The sequence below is a fragment of the Streptomyces sp. NBC_00690 genome, from assembly GCF_036226685.1.
Taxonomy (GTDB): Bacteria; Actinomycetota; Actinomycetes; order Streptomycetales; family Streptomycetaceae; genus Streptomyces.
The window spans coordinates 1,380,905-1,396,364 of record NZ_CP109009.1 but is presented as its reverse complement, the minus strand read 5'-3'; the positions used below and the strand labels follow the sequence as shown (position 1 = coordinate 1,396,364).

Here is a 15,460-nt window from a genome sequence, read left to right as displayed (position 1 = left end):
GTGCCGGGAGGAGTCCTCGCGGAGCAGCCCGCCACCGGTGGGGTGAATGGGTCGGGGCTTGATGGGGAAGTGTTTTGGCGCGGTCAGCGCCGGCGCAGTTGGAACTGGCCGGGAGTGGTGGAGGGCACCCCGGCGAGGATTTCCCTGAGGCCCCCGCTGACCACGTAGTCGCCGTACGGCGTCACGGCCACGGTGGTGGGGTCGGCGAGCGGCCAGGTCTGGTCGCGCAGGGTACGGGCCGTGCGCCAGCCGTCCGTGGACCGCAGGACGACCACGGCGTCCCGGCCGCCTGCACCGCCGGGCAGCGAGAGGTCGTTCACCACGACGACCAGGGAACCGTCCGGGCGCAGCGCGATGCCGTCGATGGAGGCGGGCGCGCGATCCAGGCGCACTTCGCGGACGATGGGGCGCGCCGAACGCGGACGGTCGATGCGAAAGAGCCGGCCGCCGTCGTACTTGCCCATCAGCAGATGCCCGGCGGGGTGGGCGACGATGCCGTTGGGACCGGTGCCGTCGGCCGTGAAGCGGTCGTCGCGGATCACCTGGAGCACCTCACCGTCCCGGCTCACACGGGTGATGGTGTCGGCTTCGGTGTCGGTGACGTAGATGTCGCCGTGTCGGTCGGTGGTGACGTCGTTGGTCCGCGGCTCGGACTCCCCGGTCGAGACGGGGACCAGCTGCCGTACGGCCCCGGTGGCCAGGTCGAAGCTGCCGACGCCGTTCACCGGGGGCAGGGAGGTGTCCACCATGCCCAGACGGCGGAAGAAGTAGTCGCTGTAGGCGGCCTGGATGCTGCCGCGGACCGCGTCCACCTGGATGCCGATCACGGACACCCGGGCGAACGGGGCGACCAGCACGGAGAGCGAACCATCGGCGCGCACCACCGAGATGGTGCCCTGGGCGGTGGAGCCCACCAGGAACGCCTTGCGTCTTGGGTCCCAGGCGACGCCTTCCGGATAGAGCCCCGGAGCGGTGACCGAGAGGGTCCGCGGCAGCGGGCAGCGGTCCGCGCCGGTGGCGGCGAACGCGGGCAGCGGGGTGGCGGCGATGGCGCCACCGGCCGCGCCGACTGCCGCGAGGCGCAGAAGAGTGCGGCGGGATGTCTGCAGTGAGGGTTCCACGGTGTGCTCCTTCGAGCGGTACGGAATGCGAGGCGGTGCACTGGGCCGTACGGGCCTGCCCGGTCGGACCGGGTCCGGTCGGGGGAAGGGGTCGGACAGACCGGCTCCGCCGACGAGGAAAGCGTCGCGAGGCTTTCTGGAGAACTGCTGTACGGGCGCTGTAATCAGCCGCCATTCGCTGTCCGTACGCGGCCGGCCGGGCCAGCGGCGCGCATCACCGCCGTTGCACGGGCTCCCGGGCGTCGGTGATCCCGTCCGGCCAGGGGGCCGTGCATCGGGGATGGACCGGTGCTTTGGCTTGCCTCAAGGCGGCCTGCCTAGCGTCGTGCTCGTCCATGTGCCGAAGCCGCGCAGTCGCCCGGTGAACAGCCAGCAGAATGTTGAAGGAGACGGATCGCGTGACGGTAGACACGGTAGGCGTCGAAGAGGCTGAGCCGGTGTCGGCCTCCGTCCCGGCCAAGGAGGTTCGCCGGTTGGATCGGGTGGTGATCCGGTTTGCTGGTGACTCGGGTGATGGGATGCAGCTTACGGGTGACCGGTTTACGTCGGAGACGGCGTCGTTGGGGAATGATCTTTCGACGTTGCCGAACTTCCCGGCGGAGATCAGGGCGCCTGCCGGGACTTTGCCGGGGGTGTCATCGTTCCAGTTGCATTTTGCGGATCATGACATTTTGACGCCGGGTGATGCGCCGAATGTGTTGGTGGCGATGAATCCTGCTGCGTTGAAGGCGAACCTGGCGGATGTGCCGCTCGGTGGCGAGATCATCGTGAACACCGATGAGTTCGCGAAGCGGGCGATGGCGAAGGTCGGCTATGCCACCTCGCCGTTGGATGACGGCACCCTGGAGGGTTACCGGGTTCATCCGGTGCCGTTGACGAGTCTGACCATCGAGGCGTTGAAAGACTTCGGACTGTCCCGTAAGGAAGCGGAACGGTCGAAGAACATGTTCGCGCTCGGGTTGCTGTCGTGGATGTATCACCGGCCGACCGAGGGCACGGAAGCATTCCTGCGGTCGAAGTTCGCGAAGAAGCCACAGATCGCGGAGGCGAACATCGCCGCGTTCAGAGCGGGCTGGAACTTCGGCGAGACAACGGAAGACTTCGCGGTCTCCTACGAGATCGCCCCGGCGACCTCGGCGTTCACCCCGGGCACCTACCGCAACATGTCCGGGAACCTGGCCCTGTCACTGGGTTTGATCGCCGCCTCCCAGCAGGCAGACCTGCCCCTGTATCTGGGCTCGTATCCGATCACCCCAGCGTCGGACATTTTGCATGAACTGTCCAAGCACAAAAACTTCGGGGTCCGCACCTTCCAGGCGGAAGACGAGATCGCGGGGATCGGCGCAGCGTTGGGAGCGGCGTTCGGTGGCCAGTTGGCGGTGACCACCACCTCTGGACCGGGTGTCGCGTTGAAGTCGGAGACCATCGGGCTGGCCGTGTCGTTGGAGCTGCCCTTGTTGATCGTGGACATCCAACGCGGTGGGCCGTCCACCGGGCTGCCCACCAAAACCGAGCAGGCCGACCTGTTGCAGGCCATGTATGGGCGCAACGGCGAAGCACCGGTACCGATCGTGGCGCCGAAAACCCCCGGCGACTGCTTCAACGCAGCCCTGGACGCAGCCCGTATCGCCCTCACCTACCGCACCCCCGTCTTCCTCCTCTCCGACGGCTACCTCGCCAACGGCTCCGAACCCTGGCGCATCCCCGACCTCACCGAACTCCCCGACCTCAAAGTTCAATTCACCACCACCACGAACCACACCCTCGCCGACGGCACCGAAGTGTTCTGGCCCTACAAACGCGACCCGCAGACCCTCGCCCGCCCCTGGGCCGTCCCCGGCACCCCCGGACTCGAACACCGCATCGGCGGCATCGAAAAACAAGACGGCACCGGCAACATCTCCTACGACCCCGCCAACCACGAACACATGGTCCGCACCCGCCAAGCCAAAATCGACCACATCACCGTCCCCGACCTCACCGTCGACGACCCCCACAACGCCCGCACCCTCGTCCTGGGCTGGGGCTCCACCTACGGACCCATCACCGCAGCCGTCCGCCGCCTCCGCGCCGACGGCCACCCCATCGCCCAAGCACACCTCACCCACCTCAACCCCTTCCCCACCAACCTCAAAACCATCCTCAACCACTACCAACACACCGTCATCCCCGAAATGAACCTCGGCCAACTCGCCACCCTCATCCGCGCCCGCTACCTCACCCCCGCCCACTCCCACACCCAGGTCAACGGAATGCCATTCAAGGCCGAACAGCTCGCCGCGGCCCTCAAGGAGCACATCCATGACTGACACCACCACCCGCAGCGAGCCCACCCTCCTGACCCTGGTCCCCAAAACCACCACCCCCCAGACCATGAAGGACTTCAAGTCCGACCAAGAAGTCCGCTGGTGCCCCGGCTGCGGCGACTACGCCATCCTCGCCGCCGTCCAAAGCTTCATGCCCTCCCTCGGCCTCGCCAAAGAAAACATCGTCTTCGTCTCCGGCATCGGCTGCTCCTCCCGCTTCCCCTACTACATGAACACCTACGGCATGCACTCCATCCACGGACGTGCCCCCGCCATCGCCACCGGACTCGCCACCTCCCGCCAAGACCTCTCCGTCTGGGTCGTCACCGGCGACGGCGACGCCCTCTCCATCGGCGGCAACCACCTCATCCACGCCCTACGCCGCAACGTCAACCTCAAAATCCTTCTCTTCAACAACCGCATCTACGGCCTCACCAAAGGCCAATACAGCCCCACCAGCGAAACCGGGAAGATCACCAAGTCCACCCCCATGGGCTCCCTCGATGCCCCCTTCAACCCCGTCTCCCTCGCCCTGGGAGCCGAAGCCACCTTCGTCGCCCGCACCATCGACTCCGACCGCAAACACCTCACCGAAGTCCTCCGCCAAGCAGCCGAACACCCCGGCACCGCACTCGTCGAGATCTACCAAAACTGCAACATCTTCAACGACGGCGCCTTCGAAGCCCTCAAAGACAAAGACCAAGCCCAAACCGCCCTCATCCGCCTCGAACACAACCAACCCATCCGCTTCGGCATCGACAACAACCAAGGCATCACCCGCAACCCCACCACCGGCGACCTCGACATCGTCACCATCACCCCCGAAAACGAACCCCACATCCTCACCCACGACGCCCACAACCCCAACCCCACCACCGCCTTCGCCCTCTCCCGCCTCGCCCACCCCGACACCCTCCACCACACACCCATCGGCGTCTTCCGCAGCACCCAACGCCCCGTCTACGACACCCTCATGAACAACCAACTCGACACCGCCACCGAACAACTCGGCAGAGGCGACCTCAAGGCACTCCTCACCGGCAACGACGCTTGGGTCGTTCGTCCGGAGCGCAGCAGCGCGACCCCGCAGCCCGTCTGATCCGCCCGAGAACCCCACACCCCAGGGAGGGACCCATGGCGTACGTGATCGCTCAACCCTGTGTCGACGTCAAGGACCGGGCGTGTATCGACGAATGCCCCGTCGACTGCATCTACGAAGGTCCCCGCAAGCTCTACATCCACCCCGACGAATGCGTGGACTGCGGGGCCTGTGAGCCCGTCTGCCCGGTCGAGGCCGTCTTCTTCGACCAGGACGTCCCGGCCGAGTGGAGTGACTTCCGCACGGCCGACTCCGAGGTCTTCGTGCCCCTCGGCTCTCCCGGAGGAGCCAGCGGAGCTGGACCGCTCAGCGTCGACCACCCCCTGGTCGCCACTCGGGCGGCGGGGGAGTAGCCTCTCGGGCCCGTTGGTGGTAGATCGCATTCCGGTGCGGTCCAGTCCCGGTACAGGCCAAGTCCAGAGCGATTGCAGCGACCCGAGAGAACGTTGGGGCGGTGACGGGTAAATCCCGCCACCGCCCTCGGTGTTTCCGGTCCGGAAAAGGCTTGATCGCCCAGTACACCGCTCATGGACACATGCATATGCGCCAGTCACGTGTGCATCGGTGGTGGCCGTGAGCGATTGGGACGGTACGGAAGCTCCGCGTCGTACCCCGCACGATCGTCCCTCTCGCCGCCCACGGCCCAGCCCGGGGCACCCGAAGGAGCTGGTATGGACAGCGCGCCCAACGCTTCCGACGCACACGCTAGACCACCCGAGCCCGCGCCCCGCGCCACCCTCGCGGCCGGGCTGCCGGGCTCCCACGACATGGCCCCGCTGCATCTCCTGCACCGGCCCGACACCCCGGAGGGCTTCCTCCTGGACGCCACAGCCCCGGTGGAGCAGCACTTCGCGCTCTCCGCCGAACTGCCCGACGAGCACCCGGTCTTCAACGATGGACCGGACACCTTCCACGACCTGCTCTTCGCCGCGGAGTCACTGCGCCAAGCCACGTTCTTCGTCGCCCACCAGTACTTCCGGGTCCCCGTCGACCGCCCCGCCGTCTTTGTGTCGAGCGGTATCGACATCCGGGAGCTCACCCCTTGGCGCCGCGTCGGCCGGCCGGCGTCCATGACGCTGGACATCACGCTCAACCCCGTCGATGTGGTGAACGGCGTCCCGCGCGGTCTGGAGTGCCGCGGGGGAGTGGCGATCGACGGCGTGAGCTGCGGCAGTGGCACCGCACGCCTCCAGTTCCTGATGCCTCGGGTGTACCGGGCACACCGTGAACTCGGGCGTCGGGAGAGCCTGCGCGGAGCTCTGCCCCCCGCTTCGCCGACGGCCCGACGGGCGACCGTCCGTCCCGAACAGGCCGGCCGCGGCGATGTGCGCAACGTCCTGGTGGGCCCACCGCTCCGCGCGATCGACGGCGAGTTCATGTTGCCCGTCACCCCACAGCCCGGCCATGAGACCTTCCACGGCGGACCGGGCGGACACATCCCGGGGACGGTGTTCCTCGAAGCGTCCAGGCAGGCGGCGCTCGTCGTCGCCGCCGAACTCCAGGGGTTCGAGCCGGCCCATGCCGTACTTACCCACTGGTGGGCCTCGTTCCGCGGTTTCGGCGAGGCGGACCTCCCCCTGACCTGCACCGTCAATACGCGCGATCCACTGCGTGACCGTGCCGGTCGTCCCGTCGTCCACACCCGGATCACCTTCAGCCAGGGCAGCCGGGTGTTGTGCACCGCGACGGCGACCCTGCTCCAGGACTGCTGACGCCCCGCCCGTCAGCCGTCCAGCTGTCCAGTTGTTCAGCCGCCCAGTCTTCGATCCTCCAGTTCTCCAGCGCTCGGTCCGAAGATCCCCCGGTCCGACGATCCCCCGTCTGAAGATTCCGCGGTCCGACAGCCCCCGCACCCCACCCCCGATCACACAGCCTTCCGTTTGCTTTCGAGAGGAGCCAGACCATGCGTTTTCGGGTATTGGGGCCGGTGAGCCTGTCCCCGCGCACCCCGTCCGCCGCCAAACCGCGTGCCCTGCTCGCCACCCTGCTGGTGCAGGCCGGAGAAGTGGTGCCCGCGCACAGTCTCATCGACGAACTCTGGGGGAACGAGCCGCCGCGGACAGCGACCACCACGCTCCAGGTGTACGTGTCGCAACTGCGCAAGATCCTTGCCGAAGGCCCGGCCACCACGACCGGCGGTCTCCTGGTCACCCGCCCACCGGGATATCTGCTCCAGATACCCGACCAGGAGCAGGACTTCGACCTGCCCCTGTTCGAACGACTGCGTACCGACGGTCGCGCCGCCCACCAGCAGAATGACTTCGCCGGTGCCTCCCGTCTGCTCGGCGATGCCCTCGCGCTGTGGGGCGGACCCGCGCTCTCCGGGATCCCGCACGGCGTACGGCTGGAGTCCGCGGCCATCCGCCTGGACGAACTCCGCCTGGAGGTCCTCGAACAGCGCATCGTGGCCGATCTCCGGTTGGGACACCATCAGGAACTCGCCGGTGAACTGCTGGCCCTCGCCAACGAACACCCGCTGCGCGAGACGCTCCACGCCCATCTCATGGTGGCGCTGTACCGCACCGGGCGCGGCTCCGACGCACTGCGGGTCTACGGGCGACTGCGGCGCTCCCTGGTCGAGGAGTTGGGAGTGGAGCCGGGGCCCACGCTCGCCCGGCTCCACGAACGCGTACTGCGCCGTGACCCCTCGCTGGACTGGCGGGCCCCCGTTCCGCCCACCCCCGTGGACGCCCGCCCCCCGACGATGCGTTCCGATCCCGGCGCGACCTCCTCGACACCGGGCCAGACCGTACCGACCCTGCCTGTGCCGACCCCTCCGGCACTGCCCGCCGCAGCCTCGGGCTTCGTGGGCCGCCACGAGGAACTCGCCCACGGCGAACGCGTGCTGCGCGGCGGCTCAGGTCGTCCGCCCGGGCGCGTGCTCGCCATCTCCGGTCGCGCCGGCGTCGGCAAGTCCGTACTCGCCCTCAGACTCGCCCATCGGCTGGCCGGCCGATTCCCGGACGGACAACTCCTGGTGTGCCTGCGCGGTCCGCAGGGCAGACCGCTGACCCCGTTACAGGCGCAGGCCGCCCTGCTGCGCGGACTCCTGGGCGACACCGCCGGACCCGCCGTGCCGACCGACCCGGTGGAGTTGATGGATCGGCTGCGGCGCGCCCTGAACGGACGGAAGCTGCTGCTGGTCCTGGACGACGTCACCTCCGAGGAGCAGGTCCGACCCCTGCTGCCGCCCGCCGAGGGCAGCGCCGTGATCCTGATCGGTCGCCGTACGGTGGCGGCACTCGACGGCGCGGAACACCTGGTGCTGGATGCGGTACGACCGGACGACGCACTGGAGTTGCTGCGTACGGCCGCTGGCGAGCGCATCACCGACGATCCGGCCGCCGCCGCCGAGATCGCCCGGCTCTGCGGCTATCTGCCCCTGGCGCTGCGGGTGGCCGCGGCGGCGCTGACCGCCCGCCCGCACACCACGGCAGCCGAACTGGCCGAGCGGCTGCGGGACGAGCGGACCCGGCTCGGTGTCCTACGGGAAGGCGACCTCGATCTGCGCTCCAGCCTGTTGACTGGATACCAGGAGGCGGCCCCCGCCACCCAGCGCGCCTTCCGGCTGCTGACCCTGGCCCCCGCGCCCGACTTCGCGGCCTGGACGGCGGGCGCGCTCCTGGAGGTCGCACCCGGTGCCGCGCACGAGGTCGCCGAAGAACTGGTCCGGGCCCAACTCCTGGAAGCACGTCCCGGCGGGCGCCCCGCCCGCTACGGCTTCCACTCCTTGCTCCGGGTACTCGCCGTCGAGTTGCGGGACGCCGATGCCGGTGGCCGTGAGCAAAGGCGCCAGGCCGTCGAGCGGCTGTGCCACGCGTACCTGGACCTCGCCCGGTACGCGGACGGACGGCTCGCCCCGGGCCGGAACTGGACCGCGCACGCGCTCTCGGGTGGCTCGGCCGCACCGGACGGCACGTACCGGGGGACCCTGTTGGACCGGGCGGCGATCGTCGGCTCCAGCCCGCTCGGCTGGTTCCGCGACGAGGCAACCGGGCTGGTCGAGAGCGTACGACAGGCGCACGCGGCCGGTCTGTGGCACTTGGTGTGGGAGCTCGCCGACAGTGCCACCGGCTACTTCCACGTCTGCGCCGCCTGGGACGACTGGGAGGAGACGCACCGACTGGCGCTCGATGCCGCACTGCGCGCGGGGAACACCTCGGCGGAGGCCGTCGTGCGCTACGGACTGGGCGATCTCGCCTGGCAGCGACAGGAGGGACGCAGGGCCCTGGAGCACTTCACCGCAGCTCAGCGCTGCTTCGATCGGGTCGGGGACCGGACCGGTGCGGCCCGCTGCCGGATCGGCATGGCGGACATCCTGCTGGGCCAGGGCAGACTGGGCGCCGCGGCCCGCCGGTACGGACGGGCCCTGGACCAGTGCCTGGCCGCCCAGGACCTCTGGGGCAAGGTGGCGGCGCTCAACGGACTCGCCCTGGTCAATCTGCGTAGGGGCCGTCGTGACACCGCCACCGGGCAGTTGGTCCAGTGCCGTCGGTGGGCCGAGCGCCTCGGCGACCGCCGCTGGGCGGAGTACACGCGTCGTACGGCCGCACGGCTGGCCCAGGACATCTCCGTCGCGCACGAGTCGGGCGCTCCCGCTCCGGCGGTGAGCGGCGGCGCGGACGGAGATGGCCCGGGCCAGTACGCGGTGGAAGTGCGCCCCGGAATGTGGCTCATCGGTGCCGCGGCGGGACGTACGCGCCGAGCCCCGGTGCCCGCACTGTCCTTGTGACGGGTGGATCACCAAGGGAGTCGTGGTGGGTGCCGGGCAGTACATCCGGTACCCGCCACGGCGGCGCACCCCACCACGCGCGGCGGAGCGTGGGCCGTACTACCCCGCCGCGCGTGGGGCAGCGGGCCCGGCGGTGCGGGCCTGCGGGCGGCGGGTGCGCAGCAGTTGCCGCCACTCCTCGGCGCTGAACTGCGCCGGCTGCGACCCACGGATGAAGTCGTGCACCACCGCGAGGAACCGTTCGGGGTCCGCACGGAACGGAAAGTGTCCCGCCTCGGGGAAGATCTCCAGCCTGCTGCCCGGCATCGCCACATGTCCCAGCCCCGCGTGCATGGCCGGCACTACCATGTCGCGCCCGCCCCAGATCAGCATGGTGGGCATGCCCTGCGTCAGATAGCTGCGATCCAGCAGCGTCCCGACCTGGCCGCGCCAGTCCACCACTGCCCGCAGGGTGCGCACGAACGCACTGCGTGACGTGGCGTCGGGCAGTGCGTCCACGGCCCGGAGCAACTCCGGCGCATCGAGCCCCAACCCGCTGTGGAGCGACTGGAGGACACGGACGGTCAGCCCGAGTTGCCAGCGTACGGTGGGCAGTTGCAGAGCGGCCAACAGCAGTCCGGCACCTGGCAGGCTGGCCGCACGCAGCAGCGGCGTCACATGTCGTCCGATGCCACCGCTGCCCACCAGGACCAGCCGTTCGGTGCGCTCGGGGAACTGGTACGCGAACTGCGCGGCCACCGCCCCACCGAGCGAGTGCCCCACCAGGGTGGCCCTGTCGATGCCCAGGGCGCTCAGTAGATCCCGCAGCCCGTTGGCGTACGCACCCGGTGAGTAGTCTCCGCGGGGCTTGTCCGACGCCCCGTGTCCCAGCAGATCCGGTGCGACCACCCGATAGCGGCGGGCGAGCCCAGGGACGATCTCCGCCCAGGTGGCCGACGAGTCCCCGATGCCGTGGATCAGCACGACGGCCGGCCCCTTGCCGGCCATCCGGTAGGCGTGGCGGTGTCCGTGCAGCAGCCGGGAGCGGAGCCGCACCCCACCGCCCCCGGTCCGCGGACGATCAGGTTCCGGGCGATCGCCGAGCTGGGCTCTGGCCACGGATCATGCCTCTTTCGGACCTGGACGTCCCGTCAGGGCGGACAGGAAGTCGGACGAGGGGAACGAGACCAGCGGGGTGTGCGGCCCGCTGTGGTCCGAGGCGCCGGAGGCATCGTCGACGGCGATCGGCTGCCCCTCGTCGAGCGTTGACACCGACCGGGTGTCCAGGGGCAGGGGGTCTATCCCGAGTGACGTCAAGGAGCGCCACGGCTGGACGGTGCCGTGGAAGACGGCCCGCGGTGGCGCGGGGGACAGTGTGGTCGCAGAGGGCATGGCAACCGCCTCTCGGTCGGCGTTCACGGGGCCCGGAAGCGGGCGCTGCCGGGCGGATCGTTCGACTGGCGTGAGGTACGGACAGACGTACGGCGGCGCTGAACGGTTGACGCGGCTGGAGGGCGTCAGCTGCCGGGGGTCGCGGAGGGGCGACGACCGTCCGAACGCGTCGCGGGGAGCTGAGCACCCGGGGCGGGCGAAGCCGTGCCGTGGGGCACCGTCACCCGTGCCGCGGCCCTTCCGTACCGACCGGCGCGCCCCGAGGACTCCGCGATGCGCGAGCGCACCAGCGAGGCGACCAGCCAGGAGCGCAACGCACCTTGGTGCGCCGGTGAGCCGTGCACGTCGTCGAACTCCTTGAACCGCACCCGCGGCAGGGTCCTGGCCAGCAGCTGGTGCTCCCCGGCCGGGATGATCTCGTCGCGCTTACTGACGACGTAGTTCACCGGAACGCGGACCGACTCCAAGGTCGTCTCGTCGAGGGCGAAGTCCGCCAGTACGGAGCGCAGTTCGCTCTGATCGGCGACACCCGTGAGCCTGCGCAGGGTCTCCCGGGTGATACCGGGAACGCGGGGCCACCACAACGGGTCGCTAAAGAACTCCGACACCGGGGCGCCCACCGTGTGGATGCTGCGGATGCGGGAGTCATCGGCTGCGGCCCGCAGGGCGAGATGGCCGCTGAAGCTCAATCCCAACACCGAAGTCTGCGTGACCCGGGCCCGATCGCTTAGGTGGTCGAGGAGGTAGGGCAGCAGCTCCCAGGAATCGGCACGGTAGCGCAGTGTGTTCTCGCCGACTCCCGGCATCTCGGTCGCGATGGCCGCGTACCCGAGCCGAGCGAGCTTGGGCAGCAGCGGCGCCCACTGCTCCTTGACGCTCACGATGCCACCCATGATCACCACCAGCGGGCGCTGACGCCCACCGTCCAGTCCAGCCGTCCAGGCGGCGACCGTGCCGCCCGGATGGTCCAGCACCAGACGGTCCACGCCCCGGCGCCTGCGCCAGTCGTCGAAGGTGCGCACACAGTTGTGCTGCGCCCTGAGACGGTCGTCGTCGCCGTGATGGGGGAAGCGGGCGAGCGCATAGCGGCGGCAGGCGTCGATCGGTCGGCCGGCGAAGGCCAGTCGATCGGCCTCGGCGCTCCACACCCGCGCCCAGGACCCCGGGTGCCCCGGCTCGTCCGTGGTGATCCAGGGGAGGACCGCCGCCACCTGGCGTTCGGTCATGCCCTGGCCCCGCGCATGGAGCCGGGCGAACTCCTTGAGTTCTTCGAGGTGGTTCATGGGTGTCCTCCGTCTCCCCGGTGACCAGGGCCGGTGGCCGACGAGCGCGGCACCGGAGCGCCGTCCTGGTCGATCAGATGCGCAGCGCTACGGATCGGGGCGGGCGCCATGCCGAGGTGGGGGGTGTGGAGCCTTCGGCGGAGCGCCCGCCCGATGACCAGATTGCGGCTCGCCCCTTAAGCCACGCTTGTCGCTCGGACACACGAAGGCGCCGTGGTTGCGGGGAGCTCCCCGCAACCACGGCGCCCGCCGGAAGCTGCACTTCGGACATGGTGCTGCGGCCTCACCAGTACGCTGTCGCCGCCTGTGGCCGGGTGCCGGTGCCGTCGATTCCCGCGTGGGGATACGTGGCGTGGACGGTGTTGCCGTCCGTGTTGTAGTCGTCAGCCTCGTCGTCGCCCAAGGCTTCCGTCACGGCTGCCACCACCCGTGGATCGAGCATGGTGCGCGCAGCAGTGTCCTCCGTATCACCGAAACCGGAATCGCTGACGGCCACACTGACGGCATAGCCCCCGTCGACCGTATAGGTCTGGAACTCCCATTCGACGCCGGTGCCCGGAGCGCCGTCGGGGGCCAGCACCCGCGCTGGCTGTCCATCAGGCCCAAAGCCGAAATCGGTGAAACGGAACCGCATCCCCTGACCGATGGCCTTGCTGTACGCCTCCTTGAGCGTCCAGAGGCGTACGAGCGCCCGCTCCCGCTGTTGTGGTGGTAGCAACTCCAGGTCCGCCAACTCATGGGGGGTGCACACATGCCGGTGCAACCCACGGGTGTACAGCGGACGATCCTCCCGTTCGGCATCCACCCCGATCAGACCGCGTGTCGTCAGACCGATCAGCAGCAGGTCCTCCGTATGGCTGAGGCTGATGTCCACGGCGTCACAACCGCGCAGATAGGGCCGTCCGGTGGGGCCGTAAGCGAGCTCGATCACCTGTGGGGGCACCCGGAGGGCGACCGCAGCGGCGAACTTCAACAGCACCCGGGACGCCGCGAAGCGAACCCGGACCGCCGGATGCGACATCTCCAGATAGCGTTCCCAGTCCCGGCCGAGCAACGCCCGCAGCCGCGGTCCGCCCGCTTGGTCCGGCCGCCAGTCGGCGAGCCGGGCGTGCAGGACCGCGACCGAGTGCTCTTCCAGATCGGCGCGGACCCGGTCCCAGGCCCCGTCACGTCCGGAGATCTTGACCGGTTCCCCGAACGAGGGGCTGGATACAGTCCTCCTCCGCGCCGTCATCGAACTCCTCCAAGGTGGATGTGAGATCACCGAGCACGTCCGCCGCTGCCGCGCCGTCGACGATCCGGTGGTCGAAGGTCAGCCCGAGGCGCATCACCGGTGCGATCGCGAGGCGTCCGTCCCGGACGACGGGACGGTCGATCACCCGCCCCGCACACAGGGTGACGGCGGTACCACCGCTGGAGTGGAACCCGTCGACGGGCCGATGTCCCAACGAACTGACCGACACGGTGCCCAGCGTGCCCGGCGTGCGCACCGCGGCGGCGAAGGCCAGCCGGCCGAGCGGTACGGGCAGTCTGCCTAGTAACCGCACCCCGCGGAACTCCGGCAACTGTGCGGTGTCGGGCTGTCGATAGCGGTCGATCCGCTCCTGGATGGCGTCCAGATCGGCCGACTCCAGCCGGGGCAGCAGCGCGGAGAGCACCGTCCGCTCACCGTCGACGACACGATCCAGCGCAACCTTCGCGGTCACCCCGGAGAAGCGGACCGTCCGCGGCGCCCGCAACCCCGACCGGCTCGGCACCAGGGCAGCGTTGGCCTCGGGATGGCGTTGCAACACCCGCCCGGCGGCCCACAACAGATAGCCGACCACCGAGTACCGCCGGCCGGCTGCCCTGGCCGCGGCCCGGTGCGCCTCCACCCGCGACATGTCGATGTCCGTGTCCAGGTGCACGGGCCGCTGCCGGGCGGCGTGTTCCAGGAAGTACAGCGTGTGGAGTCGGCGACGCTCGGAGTGGATGCGTACGGGGGTGGCCGGCGCCGGGTCGTTGGGGCGTCGCAAACCGCTCACGTCTGGACCGCCAGTCGGTAGATCTCCTGGAGGCTACGGGCCTCCAGCAGCCTGCCGACCGGCAGCGGCCTGCCCGTGGTCTGCTCCAGTACGGTGACCAGTTTCAGCAGGTAGAGCGAGTCCCACTCGGGTAGTTGGTCGAGATCGGCGTGGACCTCGTGGTCTTCTAGCGGCATACCCAGTTCGTCTCGGACGAGACGGACGAAGTCGTCGATGGTCTGCATGCGAAAACGGCCCTCCCGGGCGCGGAGCGGAATGGTGACGACGGGCGGGGCGCCGCACCGCGCCCATGCGGTGCGGCGGCCCCGCGCCGGTGGTGTCTGATGAAGGGCGTCGTCCGCCCGAAGGGGGCGGGCCAGGCGGAACCCATCAGGAACGAGCTAGGTCATGGCTGATGGAGAGCGACGTCCGCCCACAGTCCGGACGGGATGCGTTGGACAGGGCTGGGGGAGATCTGACCGGTCATACCTTCTCCAGTGCGAAGCCGGACTTGATCCACTTGCTGGATTCGACGGCCACCGCCAGCGCCCGCTGACCCTCCGTCATCTTCGGCAGGAGTCCCTCCAACTGGAGGAAGGGCAGGGCGTTCCCGTTGTTCCCGGTCTCCGCCACACAGGACACCTCGACGGCGCCTGGCAGATCCAACTGCTCGGTGATGCGGCGGGTCATCCGACCCGAAAGCTGCGGTGGCAACAGGAAGTCCACCTGATCCGTGGTCCAGTCCAGCTCCTCCAGCAGTTCCCACAGGATCTCCGCCGCCATCACCGGGACGGCGGCTTCGATCGCCTTGTAGTCCTCCCGCACGGCCTGTCGGTCCTCGTGCCGGTCGGCGAGTCCGAACCAGTCGATCACCTGACCGGGCTCCCGGCCCAAACCGGTGAACCGGTTCAGCACCCGGCGCAGCGCGAGCCGCTCGCCGCGCGGTTCGGCGGTGAGGACCGCGGCACCCGCGCCGTCCCCGAACAGGACGTAGTTCACCAGATCACTGGGAGCCGCGCCGGAGAGATCACGGTCCAGCTCCAGGTGCTTGCTGCACACATCGCCGCCGATCACCAGCCCGGTGCCATAGCCACCGCCGGTGATCAAGGTGCGTCCCAGCTCCAGGGCCTGGACGGCACCCGCGCACCCGGACTGCAGCTGATAGGTGGGCAGTTGGTCCAGCCCCAACTGGTCGGCGACCTGATTGACCGTTGCGGGCATCAAGTGGTCCGGGGTCGCGGTGCCCATCACCACGAACTCGATCTCCTCCGGTGCGATCCGGGCCGCGCTGAGCGCCCGTTCCGACGCCTGGGCACAGAGATCGGCGAGCGACCAGCGCACATCACCGGTGATCAGATCGCGGGCGAAGTGCCGGGTGCGGGTGCCGATGAATACATCGATCCACTCCTCGTTCACACCGAGGGTCTTCGCCAGCATCGCATTGTCCACGGGGTCGCCCGGCAGCGCGGTACCGACGGCCGCGAGATGGGCGACGACTTCGGTGGACGGTGGGGATGACTGCATCGTGGGTCCTTCCTTCCTTTC

Annotated in this window: 13 protein-coding genes; 5 read left to right on the top strand and 8 right to left on the bottom strand. The window is 69.5% G+C overall.

Annotation, left to right across the window (positions count from 1 at the left end; genetic code table 11):
• Positions 1-83: 83 nt before the first annotated feature.
• Positions 84-1,121: an SMP-30/gluconolactonase/LRE family protein gene (locus OID54_RS06165; RefSeq protein WP_329015075.1), complete on the bottom strand. Its 1,038-nt coding sequence runs from the start codon at positions 1,119-1,121 to the stop codon at positions 84-86.
• A 398-nt stretch (positions 1,122-1,519) separates the two neighbouring features.
• Here OID54_RS06165 and OID54_RS06160 point away from each other — a divergent pair, with 398 nt between their 5' ends.
• The 5 genes from OID54_RS06160 to OID54_RS06140 all read left to right on the top strand — a co-directional run bounded on the left by OID54_RS06160 (position 1,520) and on the right by OID54_RS06140 (position 9,258).
• Entirely contained in the window at positions 1,520-3,430 is a 1,911-nt protein-coding gene (locus tag OID54_RS06160; protein ID WP_329015072.1) for a 2-oxoacid:acceptor oxidoreductase subunit alpha, read from the top strand.
• Entirely contained in the window at positions 3,423-4,526 is a 1,104-nt protein-coding gene (locus OID54_RS06155) for a 2-oxoacid:ferredoxin oxidoreductase subunit beta (protein ID WP_329015069.1), read from the top strand. Before OID54_RS06160 ends, OID54_RS06155 begins: the two co-directional genes overlap by 8 nt.
• A 35-nt stretch (positions 4,527-4,561) precedes the next feature.
• Positions 4,562-4,879, top strand: coding sequence for a ferredoxin (gene fdxA, locus OID54_RS06150; protein WP_329015066.1), 318 nt, complete (start codon positions 4,562-4,564; stop codon positions 4,877-4,879).
• A gap of 318 nt (positions 4,880-5,197) precedes the next feature.
• Positions 5,198-6,238, top strand: a complete 1,041-nt coding sequence (locus OID54_RS06145; RefSeq protein ID WP_329015064.1) for an AfsA-related hotdog domain-containing protein — start codon at positions 5,198-5,200, stop codon at positions 6,236-6,238.
• A gap of 191 nt (positions 6,239-6,429) precedes the next feature.
• Positions 6,430-9,258: an AfsR/SARP family transcriptional regulator gene (locus OID54_RS06140; protein ID WP_329015062.1), complete on the top strand. Its 2,829-nt coding sequence runs from the start codon at positions 6,430-6,432 to the stop codon at positions 9,256-9,258.
• A gap of 99 nt (positions 9,259-9,357) precedes the next feature.
• On the opposite strand, the gene OID54_RS06135 is transcribed toward OID54_RS06140, so the two are convergent.
• The 7 genes from OID54_RS06135 to OID54_RS06105 all read right to left on the bottom strand — a co-directional run bounded on the left by OID54_RS06135 (position 9,358) and on the right by OID54_RS06105 (position 15,439).
• Entirely contained in the window at positions 9,358-10,356 is a 999-nt protein-coding gene (locus OID54_RS06135) for an alpha/beta fold hydrolase (protein ID WP_443055533.1), read from the bottom strand.
• Positions 10,357-10,359: 3 nt separating this feature from the next.
• The gene (locus OID54_RS06130) at positions 10,360-10,629 is read right to left on the bottom strand and encodes a hypothetical protein (RefSeq protein WP_329015059.1); all 270 of its coding nucleotides are present in this window, start codon (positions 10,627-10,629) and stop codon (positions 10,360-10,362) included.
• A gap of 125 nt (positions 10,630-10,754) precedes the next feature.
• Positions 10,755-11,912, bottom strand: a complete 1,158-nt coding sequence (locus OID54_RS06125; protein WP_329015056.1) for an alpha/beta fold hydrolase — start codon at positions 11,910-11,912, stop codon at positions 10,755-10,757.
• Between the two features lie 283 nt (positions 11,913-12,195).
• Positions 12,196-13,146 (bottom strand): 4'-phosphopantetheinyl transferase family protein, encoded by a 951-nt coding sequence (locus OID54_RS06120; RefSeq protein WP_329015053.1) that lies wholly within the window; start codon positions 13,144-13,146, stop codon positions 12,196-12,198.
• Positions 13,079-13,819 (bottom strand): 2-oxo acid dehydrogenase subunit E2, encoded by a 741-nt coding sequence (locus OID54_RS06115; RefSeq protein ID WP_443055757.1) that lies wholly within the window; start codon positions 13,817-13,819, stop codon positions 13,079-13,081. The genes OID54_RS06120 and OID54_RS06115 overlap by 68 nt, the downstream gene beginning before the upstream one ends.
• Positions 13,820-13,932: 113 nt before the next feature.
• On the bottom strand, positions 13,933-14,160 hold the full coding sequence (locus OID54_RS06110; protein WP_329015049.1) for an acyl carrier protein: 228 nt from the start codon (positions 14,158-14,160) through the stop codon (positions 13,933-13,935).
• A gap of 238 nt (positions 14,161-14,398) precedes the next feature.
• A complete protein-coding gene (locus tag OID54_RS06105; RefSeq protein ID WP_329015047.1) occupies positions 14,399-15,439 on the bottom strand; it encodes a 3-oxoacyl-ACP synthase III family protein in 1,041 nt (346 codons plus the stop codon).
• Positions 15,440-15,460: the final 21 nt, after the last annotated feature.